This is a genomic window from Rhodococcus sp. IC4_135, from assembly GCF_011602025.1.
Taxonomy (GTDB): domain Bacteria; phylum Actinomycetota; class Actinomycetes; order Mycobacteriales; family Mycobacteriaceae; genus Rhodococcus_F; species Rhodococcus_F baikonurensis.
In genome coordinates this window covers 31,365-51,714 of sequence record NZ_JAAOLG010000017.1, presented here as the reverse complement: position 1 = coordinate 51,714, position 20,350 = coordinate 31,365, and the positions used below count along the sequence as shown (strand labels likewise).

Genomic DNA, 20,350 nt, shown 5'->3' with positions numbered 1-20,350 from the left:
ACGTGCGCCAGTTTATCAGCACATAACCGCAGGTCGCGAGAGAAAACTGTGACCCCCTGACACCGGGGCATCAGGGGGTCACAGTTTCCGAAAGTCGTTTCGATCAGCTACGCAGTGGCCGACCTTGGCCATCACGCACGCTACCCGTCAACATCATGATTCCGTCGATGAAGGCCCAGATCCAGATCGCTGGGACGACCACAATTCCCACGACCAGAAACAGAAGAATGTAGCCGAGGAAGATTCCGAGGAGCTGGAGCAGTCCGATAGTCGTGCTGCCGATGTACAACCGGCCGATGCCGCAGATACCTATGAATCCGAGAAGAATCTGCAACAGGCCAGCGGTGGTCTTCGATTTGTCCGAGAACGGTTCACCCGTCAGCGGATCACGGCCGTACGGTGCGGACGGGTCGACCAGGCCGTAGCCAGGCTGAGGATAACCCTGACCTTGCGGGTAGCCCTGAGGCTGACCGTAACTTGGCTGCGAATATCCAGGCTGGGGGTAGCCCTGCGGCTGACCGTAGTTCTGGCTTCCCTGCGGCGGAGCGGCGGGGTAGTCCTGCGGCGGAGCCGCGTAGGGATTCGGAGTCTGATCTGCCGGCGCCCCGTAGACGGGACCGTCCGTCGAGGATTGGGTAGAACCCGAGTAGTCCGGCGCCGGATAGTTCTGGGCCACGTAGCTTTCCTGCGACGTGTACGGCGCCGTGGGGTGATTCGGGGTGGAATCAGAACCCGCGGTGGGAAAAGCTGTGGTGGATTCGGTTCCGGTCGGCGGCGGGTAGATGGGGTGGTTTCCCCAGCCCGGACCGTTTCCGACTCCCGAATACGTGTCCCAGCCCGGGCCCGTGCCGGTGGTCTCCGTCGACGGCGTCTTTTCCGTGGGCGCCGAGGTTTCCGTCAACGACGCATCCGCCGTCGCGTCGTAGTCGAATGGCGACCCGAACTGCGGTGGAACCGGCGACTGCGATCCTGACGAGTCCCCCGACTCGGAAGGTTCCGGATTCTTGTTCAAGTTAGGCAACGTACTTTCCTTCGATTCGACGACGGTACGTAATAGCTTTTGTTATCGGGCCGCGCGAAGGATTTCGACCTTCGCGTGGCCGGACCCCCACACATCTGTTTGCGCGTTCATCCTCGCGGTTCATCCCCGTAACGGCCGACGAACACCGTCCCGTGCATTGCCCGAAAGTATCACGATGCCGTCGACGAACGCCCAGATCCAGATTCCGATGGCGAACGGAATCCCGATCAGGAACGCCGACATGAACAGCGCGAAGAACATGCCGAGCAGTTGGCACAATCCGATGCCGACACTTCCGATGTAGAGGCGCCCGACTCCACAGATTCCGAAGAAGCCCAGCAAGATCTGCAACAGTCCAGCGGTGGCCTTCGACTTGTCGGAATACGGTTCCCCGGTTACCGGGTGCCGACCGTACGGGGCATAGGGATCACCGAACCCGTACATCGACGCAGCAGGTAGAGGCTGCTGATAGCCGTACGGATTGGGCGCGCCGTAGACCGGTCCCTGATCGTCGGGGAATCCCCCTTGCGAATAGGGACCTGTCACGGCTTGTCTTTCTTCGACAGCTTCACCGCGTCCGACGACTCGTCCGACGCTGCCGTGGAGTCGCTTGCCTCACTGGCATCGGATCCAGTGACATCGGATCCAGCGGCATCGGATTCAGCGGCCTTCGCTTCGGATGCTTTTGCGTCGGTGACTTTCGCCTCGGCCTTCGCCGAATCAGTGTCGGTGCCTTGCGCTGCGACTGCTGCTTCACCGGCAGCTACCGCAGCGACGTAGTTCTTCGACTTCAAATCAGCCGGATCCTCACGGCCCTTCTTCGCCAGGAAGAAGTAGGCCAGTGCGGCGAAGAACACGATCCCCGAGGTGAATGTGTTGACTCGAATGCCGGCGATCTCGTAGGCGAAATCGTCACGCATCAGTTCGACGACGAACCGGCCCAGGCAATAGCCCGCGACGTACAGAGCAAACAGGCGTCCGTGGCCGATCTTGAATCGGCGGTCGACGAGGACCAGCAGGATCACGATCAAGACGTTCCACACAGCTTCGTAGAGGAACGTCGGGTGAACGACCCGAATGACTTCTCCGTTGGAGACACCAGCCAGTTGATCGAGTTGGCCGGAAGAGTTCACCCGTTCGAAGATCTCGAGGCCCCATGGGACGGTGGTCTCGCGACCGTACAACTCCTGGTTGAAGTAGTTGCCGATACGACCGATGGCCTGTGCGAGCAAGATTCCGGGCGCAATCGCGTCACCTAGCGCGGACACCGGAATGCCGCGTCGACGGCAGCCGATCCACGCACCGATGCCGCCGAGGAACACTGCTCCCCAGATTCCGAGGCCTCCCTGCCACACCTTGAGTGCGTCGAGAGGCTGCCCGTTCTCGCCGAAATAGGCGGGCCAGTCGGTCAATACGTGGTAGAGCCTGCCACCGATCAGACCGAAGGGAACAGCCCAGATCGCGATGTCGAGAACAGTCCCCTTCTCACCGCCGCGGGCCACCCAACGACGATCTCCCCACACGATCGCGACGATGATGCCGAGGATGATGAAGAGCGCGTAGGCGCGCAGCGCTACCGGTCCGACGTACCAGACGCCTTGGGGCGGGCTGGGGATATAGGCCAGCAGGTCCACAGTTGAGGTCACGACGCCACGGTAGCCGAGCGGACGCCCTCGGCGAGTTCTTCGGTGAGCGAGCGAACCGCTCCCAAGCCGTTCTCGACCGCGGAGACCAGAGCCGAGCCGACGATGACGGCATCGGCGTATGCCGCGATTTCGGCAGCCTGTGCGCCGGACCGAACACCCAATCCGACGCCGACGGGAATGTCGGAATGCGCGCGGATTCGTGCGGTCAGTTCCGGAGCCATCGAGGACACGGCGTCGCGAGCGCCGGTGACGCCCATCGTCGAGGCCGCGTAGATGAATCCACTACTCGCGTCGAGCGTCATCGCGAGTCGTTCTTCCGTCGAGGACGGCGCGACAAGGAAGATCCGGTCGAGGTGGTGCTCCTCGGATGCTTCCATCCAGGCGCCTGCTTCTTCCGGAATGAGGTTGGGGGTGATGAGTCCGAGCCCACCGGCAGAGGCGAGGTCTCGTGCAAACTTGTCGACGCCGTACTGCAGTACCGGGTTCCAGTAGGTCATCACGACGGCCTTGCCGCCGACCGAACTGATCTGCTCGATCACGGTGAAGATGTCGCGCAGTCGAACGCCGTTGGTGAGTGCGGTTTCGGCTGCACGCTGGATTGTCGGACCGTCCATGACGGGATCGGAATACGCGACACCGACCTCGATGATGTCGCAGCCACCGTCGACCATCGCCTTGAACACGTCGATCGATTCGGGAACGGTCGGATAACCGGCCGGCAGGTAACCGACGAGGGCGGCACGCTTGTCAGCCTTGCACGCTGCAAAGGTGGGTGCGAGGCGTGATGGTCGTTCGCTCACTTGTCCGAGCCTTCCGTGTTGTCGTTCTGGTCTGCTGCGTCATCCGGAACGGTTGCCTGACCCGAGGCGCCGTCGAAGAGACCGAACCAGCTTGCGGCGGTGTCCATGTCCTTGTCACCGCGACCGGAGAGATTGACGACGATGATCGCGCCCTCTCCGAGTTCCTTGCCCAGTCGGAGTGCGCCGGCGACGGCGTGGGCGGATTCGATGGCCGGGATGATGCCTTCGCGGCGCGAGAGCAGCAGAAGCGCATCCATCGCTTCGCTGTCGGTGACGGGCTCGTAGGTGGCGCGCCCGATGTCGCTCAGGTAAGCGTGCTCGGGCCCGACGCCCGGGTAGTCCAGACCGGCAGAGATCGAATGCGATTCGATGGTCTGACCGTCTTCGTCCTGGAGCAGGTAGGAGTAGGCACCTTGGAATGCGCCTGGGGTACCGCCGGCGAACGTTGCTGCATGCCTTCCGGTTTCGACGCCGTCGCCGGCTGCTTCGTAGCCGACCAGACGGACCGACAGATCGTCGATGAACGGGTGGAAGATTCCGATCGCATTGGAGCCGCCACCGACGCACGCTGTGACTGCATCGGGCAGTCGGCCGGTCAACGCCTGAATCTGCGCGCGAGTTTCGAGGCCGACCACGCGCTGGAAATCGCGCACGATCGTCGGGAAGGGGTGCGGGCCTGCCGCGGTACCGAAGCAGTAATAGGTGTTGTCCGCGTGGGAAACCCAGTCGCGCAAGGCTTCGTTGATCGCGTCCTTGAGCGTGCGCGAACCTGTTTCGACGGAGACCACCTCCGCGCCGAGAAGGCGCATGCGGGCGACGTTCAGTGCTTGACGTTCGGTGTCGACAGCACCCATGTAGATGACGCACTCGAGACCGAGCAGTGCACAGGCGGTGGCCGATGCCACACCGTGCTGGCCCGCTCCGGTCTCGGCGATGATGCGGGTCTTGCCCATCCGCTTTGCCAGCAGAACCTGACCGAGAACGTTGTTGATCTTGTGAGAACCGGTGTGGTTCAGATCTTCACGCTTGAGGATGATGCGCGCGCCGCCGGCGAACTCGCTCATTCGCGTTGCCTCGAAAATCGGCGACGGACGCCCGGTGTAATCGCGCTGCAAGCGATCGAGTTCGTTCAAGAACGAGTCGTCCGCGCGAGCCTTTTCGTACTCCGCAGTGACTTCCTCGATAACCGCCATGAGTGCTTCAGGCACATGCCGTCCGCCATAGACGCCGAAATGGCCTCCGGCGTCGGGATCGTGAGAGCGCTCGGTGAGTCCCGCGCTGGCCGGCGGCAGATTGCCGCCCTTGAATAGTGCACCGGAGCCTGGTTCCTGAGTACGTGAAGTCACCCCACCAGTCTGCCCCAAGGGTGTCGCTGGTCACCGCCCGGGTGCATCAAAGCACGCCGGGCGGGTGAAGCGATTTATCGCGACGGTTTGGGGCAGGACGGGTGTGCGCCTGCATTGACCAGATCTGCGACGGCCTTGCGAGGGTCGCCGCTGGTCACGAGGCCTTCACCGACGAGCACTGCGTCGGCGCCCGCCCCGGCGTACGCCAACAGATCGGCGGTTCCGCGAACACCGGACTCGGCGATCTTGATCGTCTCGGTCGGCAAACCGGGAGCGATGCGACCGAAGGTGTTCTTGTCCACCTCGAGAGTCTTGAGATTGCGGGCGTTCACACCGATAACCTTGGCGCCGGCTTCGAGCGCGCGGTTGGCTTCTTCTTCCGTGTGCACCTCGACGAGGGCAGTCATTCCCAGAGATTCGGTGCGATCGATGAGCGAGGCGAGGGCCTGCTGTTCGAGTGCGGCAACGATCAGCAAGATGACGTCGGCGCCGTGAGCGCGAGCCTCGTGAATCTGGTACGGCCCCACGATGAAGTCCTTGCGCAGCACCGGAATGGTGACCGCTTTACGGACTGCGTCGAGGTCGGCCAACGAGCCGTGAAAACGGCGCTCTTCGGTGAGGACACTGATGATGCGTGCGCCACCGGCTTGGTACGCCGCGGCAAGCTCTGCGGGATCGGCAATGTCGGCCAGCGCACCCTTTGACGGGCTCGCGCGCTTGACCTCGGCGATGACGCCGATGCTCGATTCCAGAAGTGCTGCTGCAGCATCGAGTGCAGGCGGTGCAGCGGCCGCAGCAGCCTTGACTGCAGCGAAGTCGAGTACGGCTTCGCGGGCGGCGACATCAGCGCGCACCCCGTCGAGAATCGAGTCGAGTACGGTCATCGTGGCCCGAATCCTTTCTGGGCAAGAGCCCGATGTGAGATACGTCATCAGGGTGGTCTCAGCCTAGTGGGACGAAATTTTGCTACTCCGTCGGGGTACCCACGCAGGTGAGGGTTCAGTCTTACTCAGTGGGACGACCCCGGTTTCGCACCGTCGCCTCCCCCGACTCCGTCGTCTCCGTCGGCCACTGTCGGGTCCTCTCCGGCGTCGAGCGCATCCCACAACATCCGTTGTGTCACAGGCTCGTCCGACGCGGGTTTGTCTCCCTGACCGAGCTTGGCTGCGGCTTCGCGGCGCGCGGCGGGGTTGTCGTACTTCGACGACAACCCGCCTCGCACTGGAGGTTTGCGCATCAGAAGTACTGCTGCGCCGAGCGCCGCCACCGCTCCGACCAACGCGAGCAAGGCAGGCAGCACCGATACAGTCGTCGAGAGATCTTCCGGGTGACCGGACAACTCGGCCAACTCCACCGCTCGGTCCGCAGAGGCTCCGGACACCAACAACTGCACCGCCGGAACCGCTACCGCGATGGCGACGAGTGCAACCAACAGTCCGACTACCCGAAGTGCCCAACCTCGCACCGCAAACGACGCCGCGATCGCCGCGAGAAGCGCGAGCGCGAGCGGAGTCATCGCCGCCGCCCAGGTGCTGCCGTCGAGATCCGTCGTCCGCTCCAGCGTCTTGCCGTCGCTCGAGGTCAGATGAACCCACGTCATTCGTGAGCTGCCCCACAACGCTGCTGCCGACAACGCAAGCAAAAGCGTTCTCGGCACGGCGGTGCCACGAGAAGCGCTTGTAGGCTGCTCCGCTGCAATCGACTCGTTCTCACTCACAGATCGTCACCTCCGATGGTGCGCAGGGTGTGCGCCGACGCGATGGCGCTCAGTACTGCCATCGCCTTGTTGCGGGCCTCGGTGTCCTCGTAGACCGGGTCCGAGTCGGCGACGACGCCGGCACCCGCTTGGACATATCCGATCCCGTCCTTGATCAATGCTGTTCGGATCGCGATCGCGGTGTCGGCGTCGCCGGCGAAGTCGAGGTAGCCGACGATGCCGCCGTAGATACCTCGCCTGGTGGGCTCGAGTTCTTCGATCAACTGCATCGCACGCACCTTGGGTGCCCCTGACAGCGTTCCGGCGGGGAAGCACGCCGTGACCGCGTCGAGAGCGTGCTTTCCCTCGGCCAGATGACCGGTGACGGTCGATACGAGATGCATCACGTGGCTGTACCGCTCGATGTGCCGGTAGTCGTGCACCTTCACCGTGCCCGGGCGACAGACACGCCCCAGATCGTTTCGCCCCAGATCGACGAGCATGAGGTGCTCGGAGTTCTCCTTCTCGTCGGCGAGGAGATCCTTTTCGAGCAGGATGTCGTCCTCCTCTGTGGCACCGCGCCATCTGGTTCCCGCGATCGGGTGTGTTGTCGCTACGCCCTCGGCGACGGTGACCAGCGCCTCAGGGCTCGATCCGACGATCGAAAACGCGGTCTCGCCATCACCGTTCGGCACGTTGAGCAGGTACATGTACGGGCTGGGGTTCGACGCGCGGAGCATTCGGTACACGTCGATCGGCGCTGCAGTGCAATCGATCTCGAATCTCTGCGAGAGGACAACCTGGAATGCCTCGCCCGCTTCGATGTCGCCGATCAACTTTTCGACGTCGACACCGAAACTCTCGGTGGTGCGCTGACGGCGGTAGTTCGGAGTCGCTTTCGAGAATGTCGACACCGTCGATTTCGCGGGCGCCGCAAGAGCGCGAGTCATCGCGTCCAACCTGGCGACTGCGTCGTCGTACGCCGTGTCGACACGCTCGTCGGTGCCGTCCCAGTTGACCGCGTTGGCGATGAGGGTGATCGCCCCTTCGTGGTGATCTACTGCGGCGATGTCGGCAGCAAGCAGCATGACCATCTCGGGTATCTGCAGGTCGTCGACCGCCGAATCACCCAATCGCTCGAGGCGTCGCACCGCGTCGTAGCCGAGGAATCCGACCATCCCGCCCGTCAACGGGGGTAGGTCGGGCAGCCGCTCCGAACGAAGTAGCTCCAAGGTGGCACCGAGCGCGTCGATCGGATCGCCTCCGGCCGGAGCACCGGCCGGAACATTGCCGTACCAAGCTGCCTCTCCGTCCACGACGGTCAGTGCAGCCGGACTCCCGACGCCGATGAACGACCACCGCGACCACGAACGACCGTTCTCGGCCGACTCGAGCAAGAAGGTGCCGGGACGATTGCCGGCCAACTTCTCGTACGCCGAGAGCGGAGTTTCGGAGTCCGCCAACACTTTCCGAGTGACGGGAACGACCCGGTGCTCGGCCGCGAGAGCTCGGAACTGCTCCCGAGTGGTGGTGGAATCGGACGCGTCACCGACGATCGCGGTGTCGGACGACCGTGCGGACATGGAGGTGGGCTCGCCGTGCATGACTCCATCATCCCAGGCTCCCCCACGCGGTCGTCGTGCGCGGGTAACCTCGGCCGAATGAAACCAGGCCAACTCGCTCCCGATTTCTCGCTGCCCGACCAGGACGGGACTCCGCGCTCGCTGACGAGCCTGCTCGCGAACGGACCCTTGGTCCTCTTCTTCTACCCGGCAGCCTCGACGCCGGTGTGCACCGCCGAGGCGTGCCACTTCCGTGATCTGGGCAGCGAATTCGCCGCGGTGGGCGCTTCGCGGGCGGGTATCAGCACCGATACGGTCGAAGCTCAGTCCACCTTTGCCACCGCACAATCCTTCGACTACCCCCTACTCGCAGACACCGACGGCAAGGTAGCCGAACAGTTCGGCGTCAAGCGCGGACTCCTGGGCAAGTTGGCTCCGGTCAAACGCTCGACCTTCGTGATCGACACCGACCGCACCGTTCTCAAAGTCATCTCGAGTGAGCTACGCGCCAACACCCACGGCGACCAGGCACTCGAGTTCCTTCGCAATCGAAGCTGACTTTCCTGGGGACCTGATTCCCTAGGCGACCTGAATCGAGCGCTTCGCAAGCCCCATCCAGAATCCGTCGATCACCTGGGTGGGCACCTGTTCCAGATCGGACGACGCACCGAGCGTGACGAACAACGGGGCGAAGTGTTCGATGGTCGGATGCGCGTACGGCATCCCGGGAGCTTGGGCGCGGAAGTCGATCAACGAATCGACGTCACCGGCAGCGAACCTCTCCCCTGCCCACGCGTCGAATTCCGCCGACCATCCCGGGGCCTGCGCTTCCGGTGACGGATCGCGCAGGAACGGTAACCCGTGCGTGGTGAATCCGGATCCCACGATCAGTACGCCTTGCTCACGGAGTGGCCGTAGGCGCTCTCCGAGATGGAGCAAACGCTCGGGATCGAGAGTGGGCAGCGAAATTTGCAGTACCGGGATGTCTGCGTCCGGGTACATCACCGTGAGCGGCACGTAGGCACCATGATCCAGGCCTCGATTCGGCTGCTGAACCACTCGTTCGTTGTCCGGCATCAACGCGGCAACCTGGGCGGCGAGTTCCGGAGCGCCGGGAGAGTTGTACTTCGCGCGGTAGAACCTCTCGGGAAAACCACCGAAGTCGTAGATGAGCGGGGTGCCCGTGGTCGTCGAACCGATCGTCAGCGGCGCCGATTCCCAGTGCGCCGAGACGACGAGGATTGCCGTCGGGCGCGGAAGATCGCCGGCCCACGCCCCCAACTGGTCGACCCACAACGCGCTGTCCACCAGCGGCGGAGCACCGTGGCTGAGATACAGCGCAGGCATGGTTGCGGTGGACATACGGACTCCTCGGGATAGACATTCGTCATTAAGTTGAAGGTTCAACCTAATATAGAACTCAACACTTGCGTCCCGCAACTATTCCCCGCAATATTCTTCTGGACATGCGTCTGAGACGCTGTACACCAGCACGCTCCGCGCACGAAGAATGCTCGACCCGAAGGAGAAGTCACCGATGAGTGAACCGACCGCGCAGCCCGACGCGCAGTCTCAGACAAAGTGGCTCACAGCCGAGCAGCAGGAAGCCTGGCTGACACTGATCGCTCTCGTGACTCGATTGCCTGCCGCCCTCGACACTCAACTGCAACGCGATTCGGCACTCACCCACTTCGAGTACTTCGTCCTAGCCGCACTCTCGGACGCCCCCGACCACAAGCTCCAGTTGTCGGTACTTGCCCAGCGAGCGAACGCGTCCCTGTCCCGCCTGTCGCACGTCATCACGAAGATGGAGAAAGCCGGCTGGGTGAAACGGGAAGTCATTCGCGGCAGCCGCGGCTCCAACGCAGTGCTCACCGACGAAGGAATGGCAAAGGTCGTCGCGGCCGCGCCGCCGCACGTCGCCTCGGTTCAAGGTCTCCTCTTCGAGGGCCTCGACGATCGACAGGTCGCCCAGCTTTCGTCGTTGGGTACGGCAATGCTCACCCAACTGGACAAGGGAATCGCCGCCGGACTCGGCAAGGCCTGACGCTTCCCGACACGAGCGGGCTGACTTACGACAGCGGCTTCGTGAGGTGGAGTGCAGCCAAGTGGCTGAACAACATGCTCGCTCCGATCGGATTTCCACCGCCGGGGTACGTTGCCCCGCTGGCCGCTGCCATCGTGTTCCCCGCAGCGTACAACCCGGCAATCGCCGTACCGTCGGCTTTGAGTACCCTCGCGGTCGCGTCGGTGCGTAGACCACCTTTGGTCCCGAGGTCGGAGATTCCGAAAGCAGCAGCGTGAAACGGACCTTGGTCGATCGGTACGAGCGGCGAAGCCCCCTCCGAGAAGGCGCGGTCGTATGCAGTGTCTCCTCGGCCGAAGTCCGCGTCGACGCCGGTCGCCGCAGACGCGTTGAATCGCTTCACGGTCTCCACCAGTTCCGCTGCGGGGACATCGATCTGGGCGGCGAGGTCTTCGAGCGTCTGCGCACTCTTCCACAATCCCGCATCCACGTATTGCTTCGTCTGCGCCATAGGCACATTGGGTGCCTTCACCGGTGGCACTGCGCCTTCTCTGTTGTCGTAGATCATCCAGTACGGCGTGGTTACTTTCCCTGCCCGCATGTGTTCGATGACGGAGCGACCCAAGCGGTCGTACGGCGCAGACTCGTTGACGAACCGGCGACCCTTGTCGTCCACGAAGATTCCGCCGGTGAACCACAGCGCAAACGCAGAGCGGCCATCTGGATGGGTCAGCCCGGGCGACCACCAGGCCTCCCCCATGAGGTCGGTGTCGGCGCCCACGGCGATGGCCGCCTGGTGAGCCTTACCGAGGTTGCCGGGGCAGCCCATCGTGTCGAGAGCAGAACCAGGGACACCGAATTCGGCCCGCAGGGTCTCGTTCTGTTCGAATCCGCCGGCGGCCAGGATCACTCCTCTGTGGGCTCGGATCATTCGACGCCGACCACCTTGCTCGACGACAGCGCCGACGACCCGTCCGTCCTCGACAACCAATTCTTCGAGTGCGGTGTTCAGGTGCATGGCGGCATTCGGGTATGTCGAAAGTGCCAGCATGAATCGGCCGATCAACGACTGCCCACCGACGAGGTACGCCGGCAACTCTTCTCCCAACCGCTCCGTCGCGAGCGGCGATCGAAGTGAATCACGAAGCACACCAAGCCTCGTCGCGTTCATCGGTTTGGGAACGATGTGTCGACCGCTCGCGCGAGCCTTGGGTTTTTCCCCGAAGTAGTCGGGCCATGGCAGTATCTGGAACTCGAAATTCGAGTCCTCTTCGAGATAGTCGATCAACCCGGCGCCGCCCCGAACGTATGCCTCCTGAACGTCGGCGGGCGTCCGATCACCCACCACCGAACGGTAGTACTCCAGCGCATCGTCGATGGTGTCGTCGTCCCCGGAACGGCGAAGAACGGCGTTGCACGGGAACCACATTCCGCCGCCGCCCGAGTACGCCGTTGTTCCGCCGTACTTGTCGGTCGCTTCGATCACAATGACGTCGAGACCTTCGCGGGCCGCCGTGTACGCGCCGGCGAGTCCGCCGCCCGAGCCCACAGCGAGTACGTCGCATGTCTCGTCCCACTTCGTCATAATCAGCCTCTCCGATCCTGGGCACATTTTCCGAACGTGTTCTAGAAATCGTTCTAACACATGGACTTAGCGATCGCGGGGGATCGAAATTCTGTCCCACCGAGCGGGAGCGAGAGAGGACACCGAGCGGGAGCGACATTGAGAATGTGATAGCGCATACTTTGCTCGCTCGGGTCCGATCCCGTAGTGTCTGGACACATGTCTGGTAAGACCAAGTTCGAGTCCACGCGTCGACGGCTCACACAGCAGCAAGCCGAAACCGTCGATCGATTGACCGCGGCAGCGATCACGGTCCTGCGCGACAAAGGGTTTGCCGATCTGACTGTGCGGATGGTGGCAGCGGAAGCGGGTGTCGCCGCGGCCACGGCATACACCTATTTTTCGTCCAAGAGTCACCTTGTGGCAGAACTGTTCTGGCGCCGACTCGACGCGGTACCTCACGAGCCCTCCCCGGAGGCGGAACGGGAAGCGCAGGTCTGCTCGGTCCTTCGTAGCGTCGCACTGCTCGTTTCCGACGAACCGGAGCTGGCGGCGGCCGTGACCACGGCGATGATGGGCAACGATCCCGACGTCGAACATCTTCGGGGACGCATCGGCAAGAACATCCGGGAGCGGCTCATCGAGGCACTGGGGCCGTCGTACGATGCCGACGTACTCGAAGCACTCGAAATCTCCTGGTCCGGGGCGCTTGTCCGAGCCGGCATGGGATACGAGTCCTATTCGCAGATCGCAGACCGGCTCGAAGTCACTGCCAGGCTGATCATGGCGGGCCGCGAGAACCTTCACTAGACGGGGATCATGGCACTCACCAGCCATGTTCCGTCGACTCGGTCGAGTGTCACCTCGACTCGGCTCGACGTCGACGCTGGTGCCGGCCGCGCGATACTCGTCGTGATCTGATCGACGAACATGAGCAATTCTGCGCGGTCTGCAGCCACGGAGCGCACGCCGACGTCGACTACCCGCGCCTTGGTGCTGATTCCCTGCTCCTTCGATTGGGGTGCAACCGTTTTCGATCCGAATTCGGCGAAGCTGTCCTGAAACGTTCCGCTTGCGCCCTCGGCAGCACGTGCAAGGTCGTCGTCGACCGTGTCGCTGTTGTAGCTCAAGAGATTCTCGACGAGCATCGGCGCCACACCGATCACCTCTACACGTGCGGTGTCAGCGGCTGCCGAACGGTGATGACTCCAGAGCAGAGTCCCACCGACTCCCACCAAGATCAGCGCCGCACACACCAAGACCACGCGCTTCACGGGACGAACTCCACACTCGACATCAGCACCCGCCCGTCGACCTCCTCGACACCGATGCGCAGACGGTAGGTTCGCGCCGAAGATTCTCCCGCTGAATTGCCGACCTGGGCCGAGGCTGCGATCAGTACCACTCCCGAGGTACCGGATTCCGATGCCAGGGCTGCGGTGTCGACACGACCATCGGAATCGACGGCGAAATCGCGGATCGATGCGACGAACGCAGATTCACCGGACTTCAGTTCGTCTGCAAAAGTTCCCGTAGTCAGCGACTTCAGCGTCGCGAGATCCTCGTCGAGCGTGGCAGAGTGGACGTCGATCAGGGCAAGGGTTCCTGCGACCGCACCGGCGACGAACTCTTGACGCTGGGACTCTCGGGCGCGGTCCGATCGAACTGCCAGACAGCCGAAGACGACGACGACGCTCAGAGCCGCGAGTGCAATCCAGGCCAGGGCGGTGAGAACACCGGGTTTGCCTCGTACCGGATCCAGCACCTCGCCCCTCAGCGATTCGTCGGCGTCAGCAACTGTTGCCACGGCTCGCCCTCCCCCGGACCGGAGGCGGCCGGAGCCAACTCCGTGTGTTGATAGTCGACTCCGTCAGGCCCGGTGTACAACTCGCCGGGCGCATTGGTCCCCGACGGCACGTACGCCTCGGGGCTCCGGCAGATCTCCGGGCTCGGTGCTCGTTTGCCCGGTACCTCCATGCAGGGAATGTTCCGGGATCCACGAACTGCGAAGATCGAGTTCTGTGGAACTTTGCAGTACAGGTCGGCCGGGGTGTCCGGAACACTCATCTGGGTCGGGTCTCGTCGCTGATCGGCCGGAAGGTAACCGGTCGAGCACGCTGCAGGATCTTGCGCCTGGAGGTGGAAGTTGACGTTCGCGGCACCGTCCACCTGCCCGCGTTGTACGACGGTTTCCTGTGCCGCGACCAATGGCGGCAAGATGACGAGCACCTGCTCCAAGCCGGCGTTGTACGTCAAAGCCACCTGAGCGGTGCTCGTGAAATTGGCAAGCAGCACAGGCAAAGTGGGTTTGAGGCCTTGAAACAGCAGGTCGGCTTCGGTCGCGAAGCCCGGTCCGGTTTCGAGGATATTGCGCACGGCGCCGTCGGCGATCTCCAACTGTCCACTGAGTTGAGCGACACTGGACGCCCACTGGCGAATCTGGTCGCCCGTCACCACCTGTGTCTGCAGGAGCGGATCCAACTGCTGTACGAGCGTCGTTGCCGGTGTCGTGGCAGCGGACATCTGATCGACGAACGAAGTGGTCGAATCCAGCAGACGAGCCAGGTCCTCTCCCCTGCCTCCGAACGCCGCCGCGGACTCGTCGATCACCGATCGCAACTTATCCTGCGGTACGGATGCGAGCATCGCCTGCGCCTGATCGAGGACCGGTCCGATCTCGGTCGGGATCGTGACACCGTCGGGGCCGATCACGTCTCCGTCGGACAGAAAAGGGCCGTCCGCGGTGCTCGGTTGCATGTCGACATATTGCTCGCCGATGGCCGACACACTTCGCACCGCTACTGTGAGCCCGCTGGAGGGAACGGGAACCGCGCTCTCCAAGGATAATTCGGCGCGTACCACTCCCGGAGACAGACGCACCGACCTGACCTGACCGATGGTGTCGCCGCGGTAGGTCACGTTCGCGTTTCGATAGAGGCCACCGGCGTCAGGCAGTTCGAGTGTCACCGTATAGCGCCCGATGCCGAGCACGGTGGGAACTCGCAGATACGAGATCGCCGCCGCGCTCATGCCTATTACCGCCAGGATCGCGAAGATCGTCAATTGCCTTCGCACCAATGTCGTGAGGATCATCGTCCACCGCCCTGGCCGGCCGGCCCTGCGCCAAGTGGGGCGATCCGCCCTGCGCCAAGTGGGGCGATCAACGGATCGACCAGAATCCCGTTCTCCACCGGGGTTTGCGGCGCCCCGAACGGAGTACCGAAGCCGAGGCCCGACTGGAGGCGATTACTCGTGAGGTCGATCAGCGCCCAGAGATTGGTGTAGTCGCCGCGCATTCCGTCGTCGATGGTCGTCTGCGGGAAGGGGAAGGTACTCAGATTGCCCAAATTGTTGATCAGGTCCGGTCCGGTTTCGACCACCTTCTGCAGCGTCGATTCCAAGGCGCTCAAATTGGCTTTCACATCGTCGCGGGTCCGGTCGACCAGATCGGTCCCGACGTCCCCGAACCTGCCGACCGCATCGAGGGCGGTGGTCAGGTCGACGCGTTGGGCGCTCAGTTCCGCCAAGGCCGGATCAAGGGTCTCCAACGCCTCACCGAGAACGTCTCGCTGAGCCGTGATCTCGCCGGCGAACACGTCGAGATTCTCCATGGTCGTGACCATCGCCTCGCGTTGACGGTCGAGTGTCTCGGTCACGGTGTCCATCTGGCTCAGCAGGTCGCGCGCCGCATCGGTCCGTCCGCCGAGAGCAGTGTTCAGTTCCGTGGTGATGCTGTGAATCTGGGCCAGCCCACCGCCGTTGAGCACCAAGGACAGTGCCGTCAACGCTTCCTCGGTGGTGGGATAGACACTGGCCGATGCAAGGGGAATCACGGATCCCTCCGACAACCGCCCTTCCGGCGCCACCTCGGTGGGCGGCGCGAGCGCGACGTGTTTGGATCCGAGCAGACTGGTTTGGCCGATCTTGGCAGTCGCGTTGGCGGGCAGCGACACCGAGCCGTCGAGCGCAACCGTCACCCGTGCGTGCCAGTTGTCGGTCTCGATCGCACTGATACTTCCGACTGTCACGTCGTTGACCATGACCGGGGAGTTGGGGCTGATCGACGTGACGTCCGGCATCTCGATCACGACCGAGAAACTTCCCTCACCGCGGCCGGCCGCGCCCGGCAGCGACACCGAATTCAGCCCGCTCCATTGACAACCCGTCAGAACGAGCACAGCGCTCGCCGCCACACACACTGTTCCCCACCGGCGGCCAGTCATCGTGATCCTGTCGACGGCATGAGCAAGCCGGTCAGATCAGACGCCACCGGTACCGTCGGAAAACTCAAGGCGCCCGTCGGTTCCAGATCAGGCTCGCTGTACACCAGTTGGTCCGGAAGAGCGCCGAGCGCCCGGGTCGGGTTGATGCTCAGGTCCGGGTAGTTGGCCTTGATCGTGTTGAGCAACGGGCCGAGGTATTCGATGCACAAATCCGCGCCCTTCTTCGAGGTGTCGTTGGCCAGGCCGGCGATTCCGCCGCAGATCAAGTCGATCGGGTTGCCGACGTTCTGGAATGCGGGCACACCCACCATCGCTCCTTGGGCCGGCCGGTAGACGTTGTAGTAGTTCGACAACGCTGTCGGAGCCAGATGCAGTACCTTCTCGAGACCTGCGCGCTTGTCGACCAATACCTGGGACACATCTGCCAACTTCGCGATCTGCTCCGTCAAGCCGGTTCGGTTCTGTTCGACAAACCGCTGTACGTCGACGACGGCGGCGTCCAGATCGGCGAGAGCCGGAGCCAATTGCGTCCGGCTCTCGGCGAGCACACTCGAGACATGTGCCAGCCGTGCTTGGAACTGAACGATCTGTTCGTCGCTTGCCGCGAGCGCCGTCGTGAAGGTCTGCAGGCCGCGGATGGTGCCGAACAGATCGGCTCCGCCTTCGTCGAGTGTGCTCATAGCCTCCGAGAGTTCGGTCACCGAGCGCCCCAGCGCTTCCCCGTTGCCCGCCAGTGCGGATCCGGCACCGTCGAGGAAGTTGGCGGCGGGACCGCGATCGTCCCCGTCGGGACCCAAAGCATCGGCGGCGCGGCCCAACTGTTCCTTGATCTGGTCCCACTCGACCGGGACCGCCGTTCGGTCGAGCCCGATCTCCGCACCGTCATTCAGTGCGTCGGCGCCGTCCGTCACCGCCGGCGTCAACTGCACGAAGCGGGCCGAGACCAGTGACTGGGCAACGATCACCGCTTTCGCGTCCTCGGCGACGGGAACCTCGCGCGCCAATTTCAGTTCGACGCGCATTCGATCTCCCTGTGGGGCGATCTCGGTGACGCGGCCGACGTCGACCCCCACGACACGAACGTCGTCACCGACATACAGGCCGGTCGTCGAGGTGAAGTAGGCCGTCACGTTGTAGTAGCGCAGATGTTGCACCGCAAGGTATCCCGACACGACGACGATCGCCGCGCCGACGACGCTTCCACCGACCACGCCGATTCGACGCCAGTTCACCGGTTTGCGAACTCGTAAGGCACCCATCATCGAACCTCCGGAATCGGTAGCGGCGCAGGTGGTAGCCCGAACATCGCGTTGATCAACGGTTGGGTGTATTGCGCCGGTACCAGGTTCTGGACGTAGGCGTAATAGAAGGGACCGCTGGCCACGGTGTCGCCGAGCGTGCCCACGTACGTACCGAGACCGTCGATTCCCTGAGAAAGGTTGTCCTTGTTGTTCTGCAGAATGCCGACAACCGTGTCGAGTTTGCCGAGGACCGGTTGCAATTGCGCCTCGTTGTCGTGGACGAGTCCACTCAGCTGGGTCGACAATGCCGAAATGTTCGTGATCACTTCCCCAAGCGCCGCCTGTCGCCGATCCAGTTCTCCCAACAACGCGTTGCCGTCGACGAGTAGCGCGTTGACCTGTGGTCCACGCTCGGCCAACGTCCCGGCGACGTCGTTTGCATCGGACAGCAAGGTGCGCAACATGTCGTCCCGCCGATTGACGCTGTCGGAGATCCGTGCGACGCCGTCCAGTGCCGGCCTCAGGCTCGGCGCACTGCCGGACATCACCTGTCCCACTGCGTCGAGCGATTCGGAGAGCTGGTCGAGATCGATGTCCTCGACCGTCGTGGTGAGGTCACCGAGAACGTCGGGGAGCGAGTAGGCCGATCTTGTTCGCTCGACCGGGATCTCGCTGCCGACCGCGATCCTTCCCGGACCGTCGAGATCGAGTGAAACAGCTCGCTTGCCGAGCAACGACATCGTGGTGACCGCGGCCGACGTGCTTTCTCCCAAACCGATCGAGCCTTCCAGTGTGAAGTCCACGCGCGCGAGTCCGTGCTCGACCTCGATCCGGTCCACCGTTCCGATCTTCACTCCGGCGGCATTGACTTCGTCTCCCGGCGCGAGACCGCTGGCGTCGGCGAACACCGCGCTGTACCCGACACCCGATTTCAGGAACTGCAGATTCTGATACTGGAGCGATGCCAATACGACGGCGGCCGTGACGACCAATCCCACGACCCCCACGCGTACGGCCTGGCTCTGTGCCATCTCTCTCATCGTGGTGCGCACCTTCCGGTCGTCTGATCCACCAGGTCGACAGTGAGCGGCGTACCGTCGGCACCGTCGACCTTCAGTGCGATTCCGCACAGATAGAAGTTGAAGAACGACCCGTACGAGCCGACTCGGATCAGCTGCTTGTAGTTCGAGGGCATGGACGCGAGAATCCGATCGAGCTCACTTTGTTGCTCGATCAGCGGATTCAGGCTTGCGTCCAGCTTCGACAGGTTTCCCGCGACGTCCGGGCGAACTCCGGCGAGGAGATCGGCGAAGGTGCCTGATGCGGTGTTCACGCTCTCGACGGCAGTCCCGATCATCTCCCTGTCCGCCGCGAGCCCGCTGACCAGCTGTTGTAGGTGATCGAGAGTGTCGCTGAACTGACCACCGCGGCTGCGCAATTCACTGAGCACACCGTCGAGGTTGCCGATCACTCGACCGATCAGTTGGTCGCGGTCTGCGAGAGTGTTCGTGATCGATCCGGTGTGCGCCAGCACCGATGCCACAGTTCCGGACTGGCCTTGAAACACCTCGAGCAAGGACATCGACAACGCGTTGACCTGCTCCGGGTCCAGGGCTTGAAACAGCGGCTTGAAACCACCGAGTAGCGCATCGAGGTCGAGTGCCGGCGCGGTGCGATCGACGGGAATGCTCTCGCCCTGTGGCTGCGGTTCCGCGATCCCCGGATCGTCGAGCAGTTCGAGGTATCGATTACCCACCAGATCCTGATATCGAACAGCGGCTCTGGTCGATACAGTCACGGTGTCACCCGTATCCACACTGAAACTCACGTGGGCACGGTGATTCCCACCGAATTCGACGGAGCCGACAGAACCGACCGGCACACCCGCGATGCGCACCTTGTCGCCCGCTCTGAGCCCGGAGGCGTTGACGAACTCCGCCGAGTACGACCTCGCGTCGCCACCTCGCATCTGGCCGAACACGAGGATCAGCCCGGCGTTGACGAGGATCATCACCAGAACAAAAACTCCGAACTTGACGATGTACCCACGAACTTTCATCGGATCTCCGTCCCGAACAGATAGCTCATCAGATCCGGGACCGTGTTCATCGGTTGCCCACCATTCGGCTGACGCTCGGGCGCAAACGGATTCACCCCGGTATCGGTCACCAGGTACGGAGCATTGACGTTCGGGTCGCGCAGTGGAAGACCCATACACTGCGGGCCACCTGTTGCCGCGACCTTCGGGAGGTCGTCGGGATATCGGTACGGTTCGGTCCCGGCGATCAGACCGATCGACATCTTGATGCCTGGTTGTCCGTTGTAGGCGCCGTCGCCGATCTTCTTGCTCTCCTGCAGTCCGTGGAACATGCAGGGAATCACCGGGGAATACTCCTCCAGTAATGCGGTGGTCGGCCGCAGTAACGACAGAACGGTGTCGATGCCGTCGGCGTTGGCTCCCAGTACATCTTCTCCGGTGCGGGCGACCCCGATCACGTTGAGCAAGAGGAGATCAAGATTCTGCTGCTCGTCGAGCACAGTGGTTCCCGTCGTCGTGAGCGAGTCGAGGGTGTCCAGCAAGTCGAGAACAGCGTCGCGGTAGGTCTGCGTGACGGCTGGCAAATCAGTCAACACATGATCGAGAGCCTCACGTGCAGTGTTGAATTCGAGCAAGGAGGAATCTGCTTGTTCGAGTGCGACCCCGAGCCGTTCGCCGCGTCCTTGCAGAGCAGTCGAGAGGGCACCCAATGTCGAATCGAGCTTGCCCGGGTCCACCGTCCGGAGCACGGTGGTGAGTTTCTCGAACACCGTGTTCAGCTCGACAGTCACCCGGGATACGTCGATCGTCGCCCCGGCGGCAAGTCGCGCGCTGCTCGGTTGCTCCGGCGAGGACAAGCTGACGAATTTCGCGCCGAAAGCCGTGTTCGACGTGATCGCCACATCCACGTTTGACGGAATCGATTCGAGCGCTTCGGGATCGATCGACAACGACAGTTGTGCGGTAGCGTCGTCAGTCGGCGTGATGGACTCCACCGAGCCCACGGTCACCCCGGCCATCTTCACCCGCGCGCCCGGATCCATCACGAGCCCCGCGCGCTCCGCGATCACCGTGATCGGGACGCGAGCGACAAACACCTGGTTGAAAGACGCGACCGACAAAGCGATGACCCCGACGATCGCCGCAGCCAAGCCCAGAGCAGCCAACTTGTAGCCGTATCTGTGCAC

Annotated in this window: 21 protein-coding genes; 3 read left to right on the top strand and 18 right to left on the bottom strand. The window is 63.1% G+C overall.

Going from position 1 to position 20,350, the window contains the following annotated elements:
* Positions 1 to 103: 103 nt before the first annotated feature.
* The 8 genes from G8767_RS24630 to G8767_RS24595 form a co-directional block, all read right to left on the bottom strand.
* Complete coding sequence (locus G8767_RS24630; protein ID WP_166812434.1) at positions 104 to 1,012, bottom strand: TM2 domain-containing protein; 909 nt, start codon at positions 1,010 to 1,012, stop codon at positions 104 to 106.
* A gap of 129 nt (positions 1,013 to 1,141) precedes the next feature.
* On the bottom strand, positions 1,142 to 1,567 hold the full coding sequence (locus G8767_RS24625; protein ID WP_124569821.1) for a TM2 domain-containing protein: 426 nt from the start codon (positions 1,565 to 1,567) through the stop codon (positions 1,142 to 1,144).
* Positions 1,564 to 2,667, bottom strand: a complete 1,104-nt coding sequence (lgt, locus tag G8767_RS24620; protein ID WP_346843033.1) for a prolipoprotein diacylglyceryl transferase — start codon at positions 2,665 to 2,667, stop codon at positions 1,564 to 1,566. Before lgt ends, G8767_RS24625 begins: the two co-directional genes overlap by 4 nt.
* Positions 2,664 to 3,467: a tryptophan synthase subunit alpha gene (gene trpA, locus G8767_RS24615; RefSeq protein ID WP_003944010.1), complete on the bottom strand. Its 804-nt coding sequence runs from the start codon at positions 3,465 to 3,467 to the stop codon at positions 2,664 to 2,666. Before trpA ends, lgt begins: the two co-directional genes overlap by 4 nt.
* Positions 3,464 to 4,813, bottom strand: a complete 1,350-nt coding sequence (trpB, locus tag G8767_RS24610) for a tryptophan synthase subunit beta (protein ID WP_124569822.1) — start codon at positions 4,811 to 4,813, stop codon at positions 3,464 to 3,466. The genes trpA and trpB overlap by 4 nt, the downstream gene beginning before the upstream one ends.
* A 74-nt stretch (positions 4,814 to 4,887) precedes the next feature.
* Entirely contained in the window at positions 4,888 to 5,697 is an 810-nt protein-coding gene (trpC, locus tag G8767_RS24605; protein ID WP_003944016.1) for an indole-3-glycerol phosphate synthase TrpC, read from the bottom strand.
* A 125-nt stretch (positions 5,698 to 5,822) separates the two neighbouring features.
* Positions 5,823 to 6,470: a TIGR02234 family membrane protein gene (locus G8767_RS24600; protein WP_301179041.1), complete on the bottom strand. Its 648-nt coding sequence runs from the start codon at positions 6,468 to 6,470 to the stop codon at positions 5,823 to 5,825.
* 56 nt (positions 6,471 to 6,526) lie between these two features.
* Positions 6,527 to 8,113: an anthranilate synthase component I gene (locus tag G8767_RS24595; protein WP_095973277.1), complete on the bottom strand. Its 1,587-nt coding sequence runs from the start codon at positions 8,111 to 8,113 to the stop codon at positions 6,527 to 6,529.
* Positions 8,114 to 8,170: 57 nt separating this feature from the next.
* On the opposite strand from G8767_RS24595, the gene G8767_RS24590 reads away from it, so the two are divergent.
* Complete coding sequence (locus tag G8767_RS24590; protein WP_020907928.1) at positions 8,171 to 8,629, top strand: peroxiredoxin; 459 nt, start codon at positions 8,171 to 8,173, stop codon at positions 8,627 to 8,629.
* A gap of 21 nt (positions 8,630 to 8,650) precedes the next feature.
* Here G8767_RS24590 and G8767_RS24585 read toward each other — a convergent pair whose 3' ends face one another.
* Positions 8,651 to 9,433, bottom strand: a complete 783-nt coding sequence (locus G8767_RS24585; RefSeq protein WP_166812368.1) for a class III extradiol ring-cleavage dioxygenase — start codon at positions 9,431 to 9,433, stop codon at positions 8,651 to 8,653.
* 175 nt (positions 9,434 to 9,608) lie between these two features.
* Here G8767_RS24585 and G8767_RS24580 point away from each other — a divergent pair, with 175 nt between their 5' ends.
* Positions 9,609 to 10,118 (top strand): MarR family transcriptional regulator, encoded by a 510-nt coding sequence (locus tag G8767_RS24580; RefSeq protein WP_030536759.1) that lies wholly within the window; start codon positions 9,609 to 9,611, stop codon positions 10,116 to 10,118.
* A gap of 25 nt (positions 10,119 to 10,143) precedes the next feature.
* Here the strand turns inward: G8767_RS24580 and G8767_RS24575 are convergent, their stop codons facing one another.
* Positions 10,144 to 11,682: an FAD-binding protein gene (locus G8767_RS24575; RefSeq protein WP_166812366.1), complete on the bottom strand. Its 1,539-nt coding sequence runs from the start codon at positions 11,680 to 11,682 to the stop codon at positions 10,144 to 10,146.
* Between the two features lie 198 nt (positions 11,683 to 11,880).
* On the opposite strand from G8767_RS24575, the gene G8767_RS24570 reads away from it, so the two are divergent.
* Positions 11,881 to 12,471 carry a TetR family transcriptional regulator gene (locus tag G8767_RS24570; RefSeq protein ID WP_166812364.1) on the top strand — a complete coding sequence of 197 codons (591 nt, stop codon included), beginning with the start codon at positions 11,881 to 11,883 and terminating at the stop codon, positions 12,469 to 12,471.
* Here G8767_RS24570 and G8767_RS24565 read toward each other — a convergent pair.
* From G8767_RS24565 to G8767_RS24530, 8 genes are read right to left on the bottom strand one after another with little or no spacing between them, the layout of a single operon-like run.
* On the bottom strand, positions 12,468 to 12,935 hold the full coding sequence (locus tag G8767_RS24565; RefSeq protein ID WP_124569827.1) for a hypothetical protein: 468 nt from the start codon (positions 12,933 to 12,935) through the stop codon (positions 12,468 to 12,470). The two genes, G8767_RS24570 and G8767_RS24565, sit on opposite strands and share 4 nt — an antisense overlap.
* Positions 12,932 to 13,468, bottom strand: a complete 537-nt coding sequence (locus G8767_RS24560) for a hypothetical protein (protein ID WP_234036745.1) — start codon at positions 13,466 to 13,468, stop codon at positions 12,932 to 12,934. The genes G8767_RS24565 and G8767_RS24560 overlap by 4 nt, the downstream gene beginning before the upstream one ends.
* Complete coding sequence (locus G8767_RS24555; protein WP_166812362.1) at positions 13,435 to 14,754, bottom strand: MlaD family protein; 1,320 nt, start codon at positions 14,752 to 14,754, stop codon at positions 13,435 to 13,437. The genes G8767_RS24560 and G8767_RS24555 overlap by 34 nt, the downstream gene beginning before the upstream one ends.
* Positions 14,751 to 15,884: an MCE family protein gene (locus G8767_RS24550; RefSeq protein ID WP_206029735.1), complete on the bottom strand. Its 1,134-nt coding sequence runs from the start codon at positions 15,882 to 15,884 to the stop codon at positions 14,751 to 14,753. The genes G8767_RS24555 and G8767_RS24550 overlap by 4 nt, the downstream gene beginning before the upstream one ends.
* Positions 15,881 to 17,143 carry an MCE family protein gene (locus G8767_RS24545; protein ID WP_166812428.1) on the bottom strand — a complete coding sequence of 421 codons (1,263 nt, stop codon included), beginning with the start codon at positions 17,141 to 17,143 and terminating at the stop codon, positions 15,881 to 15,883. Before G8767_RS24545 ends, G8767_RS24550 begins: the two co-directional genes overlap by 4 nt.
* On the bottom strand, positions 17,143 to 18,165 hold the full coding sequence (locus G8767_RS24540; protein WP_234036747.1) for an MCE family protein: 1,023 nt from the start codon (positions 18,163 to 18,165) through the stop codon (positions 17,143 to 17,145). Before G8767_RS24540 ends, G8767_RS24545 begins: the two co-directional genes overlap by 1 nt.
* On the bottom strand, positions 18,162 to 19,184 hold the full coding sequence (locus G8767_RS24535; RefSeq protein WP_166812360.1) for an MlaD family protein: 1,023 nt from the start codon (positions 19,182 to 19,184) through the stop codon (positions 18,162 to 18,164). Before G8767_RS24535 ends, G8767_RS24540 begins: the two co-directional genes overlap by 4 nt.
* Positions 19,181 to 20,350 (bottom strand): MCE family protein, encoded by a 1,170-nt coding sequence (locus tag G8767_RS24530; protein ID WP_166812358.1) that lies wholly within the window; start codon positions 20,348 to 20,350, stop codon positions 19,181 to 19,183. The genes G8767_RS24535 and G8767_RS24530 overlap by 4 nt, the downstream gene beginning before the upstream one ends.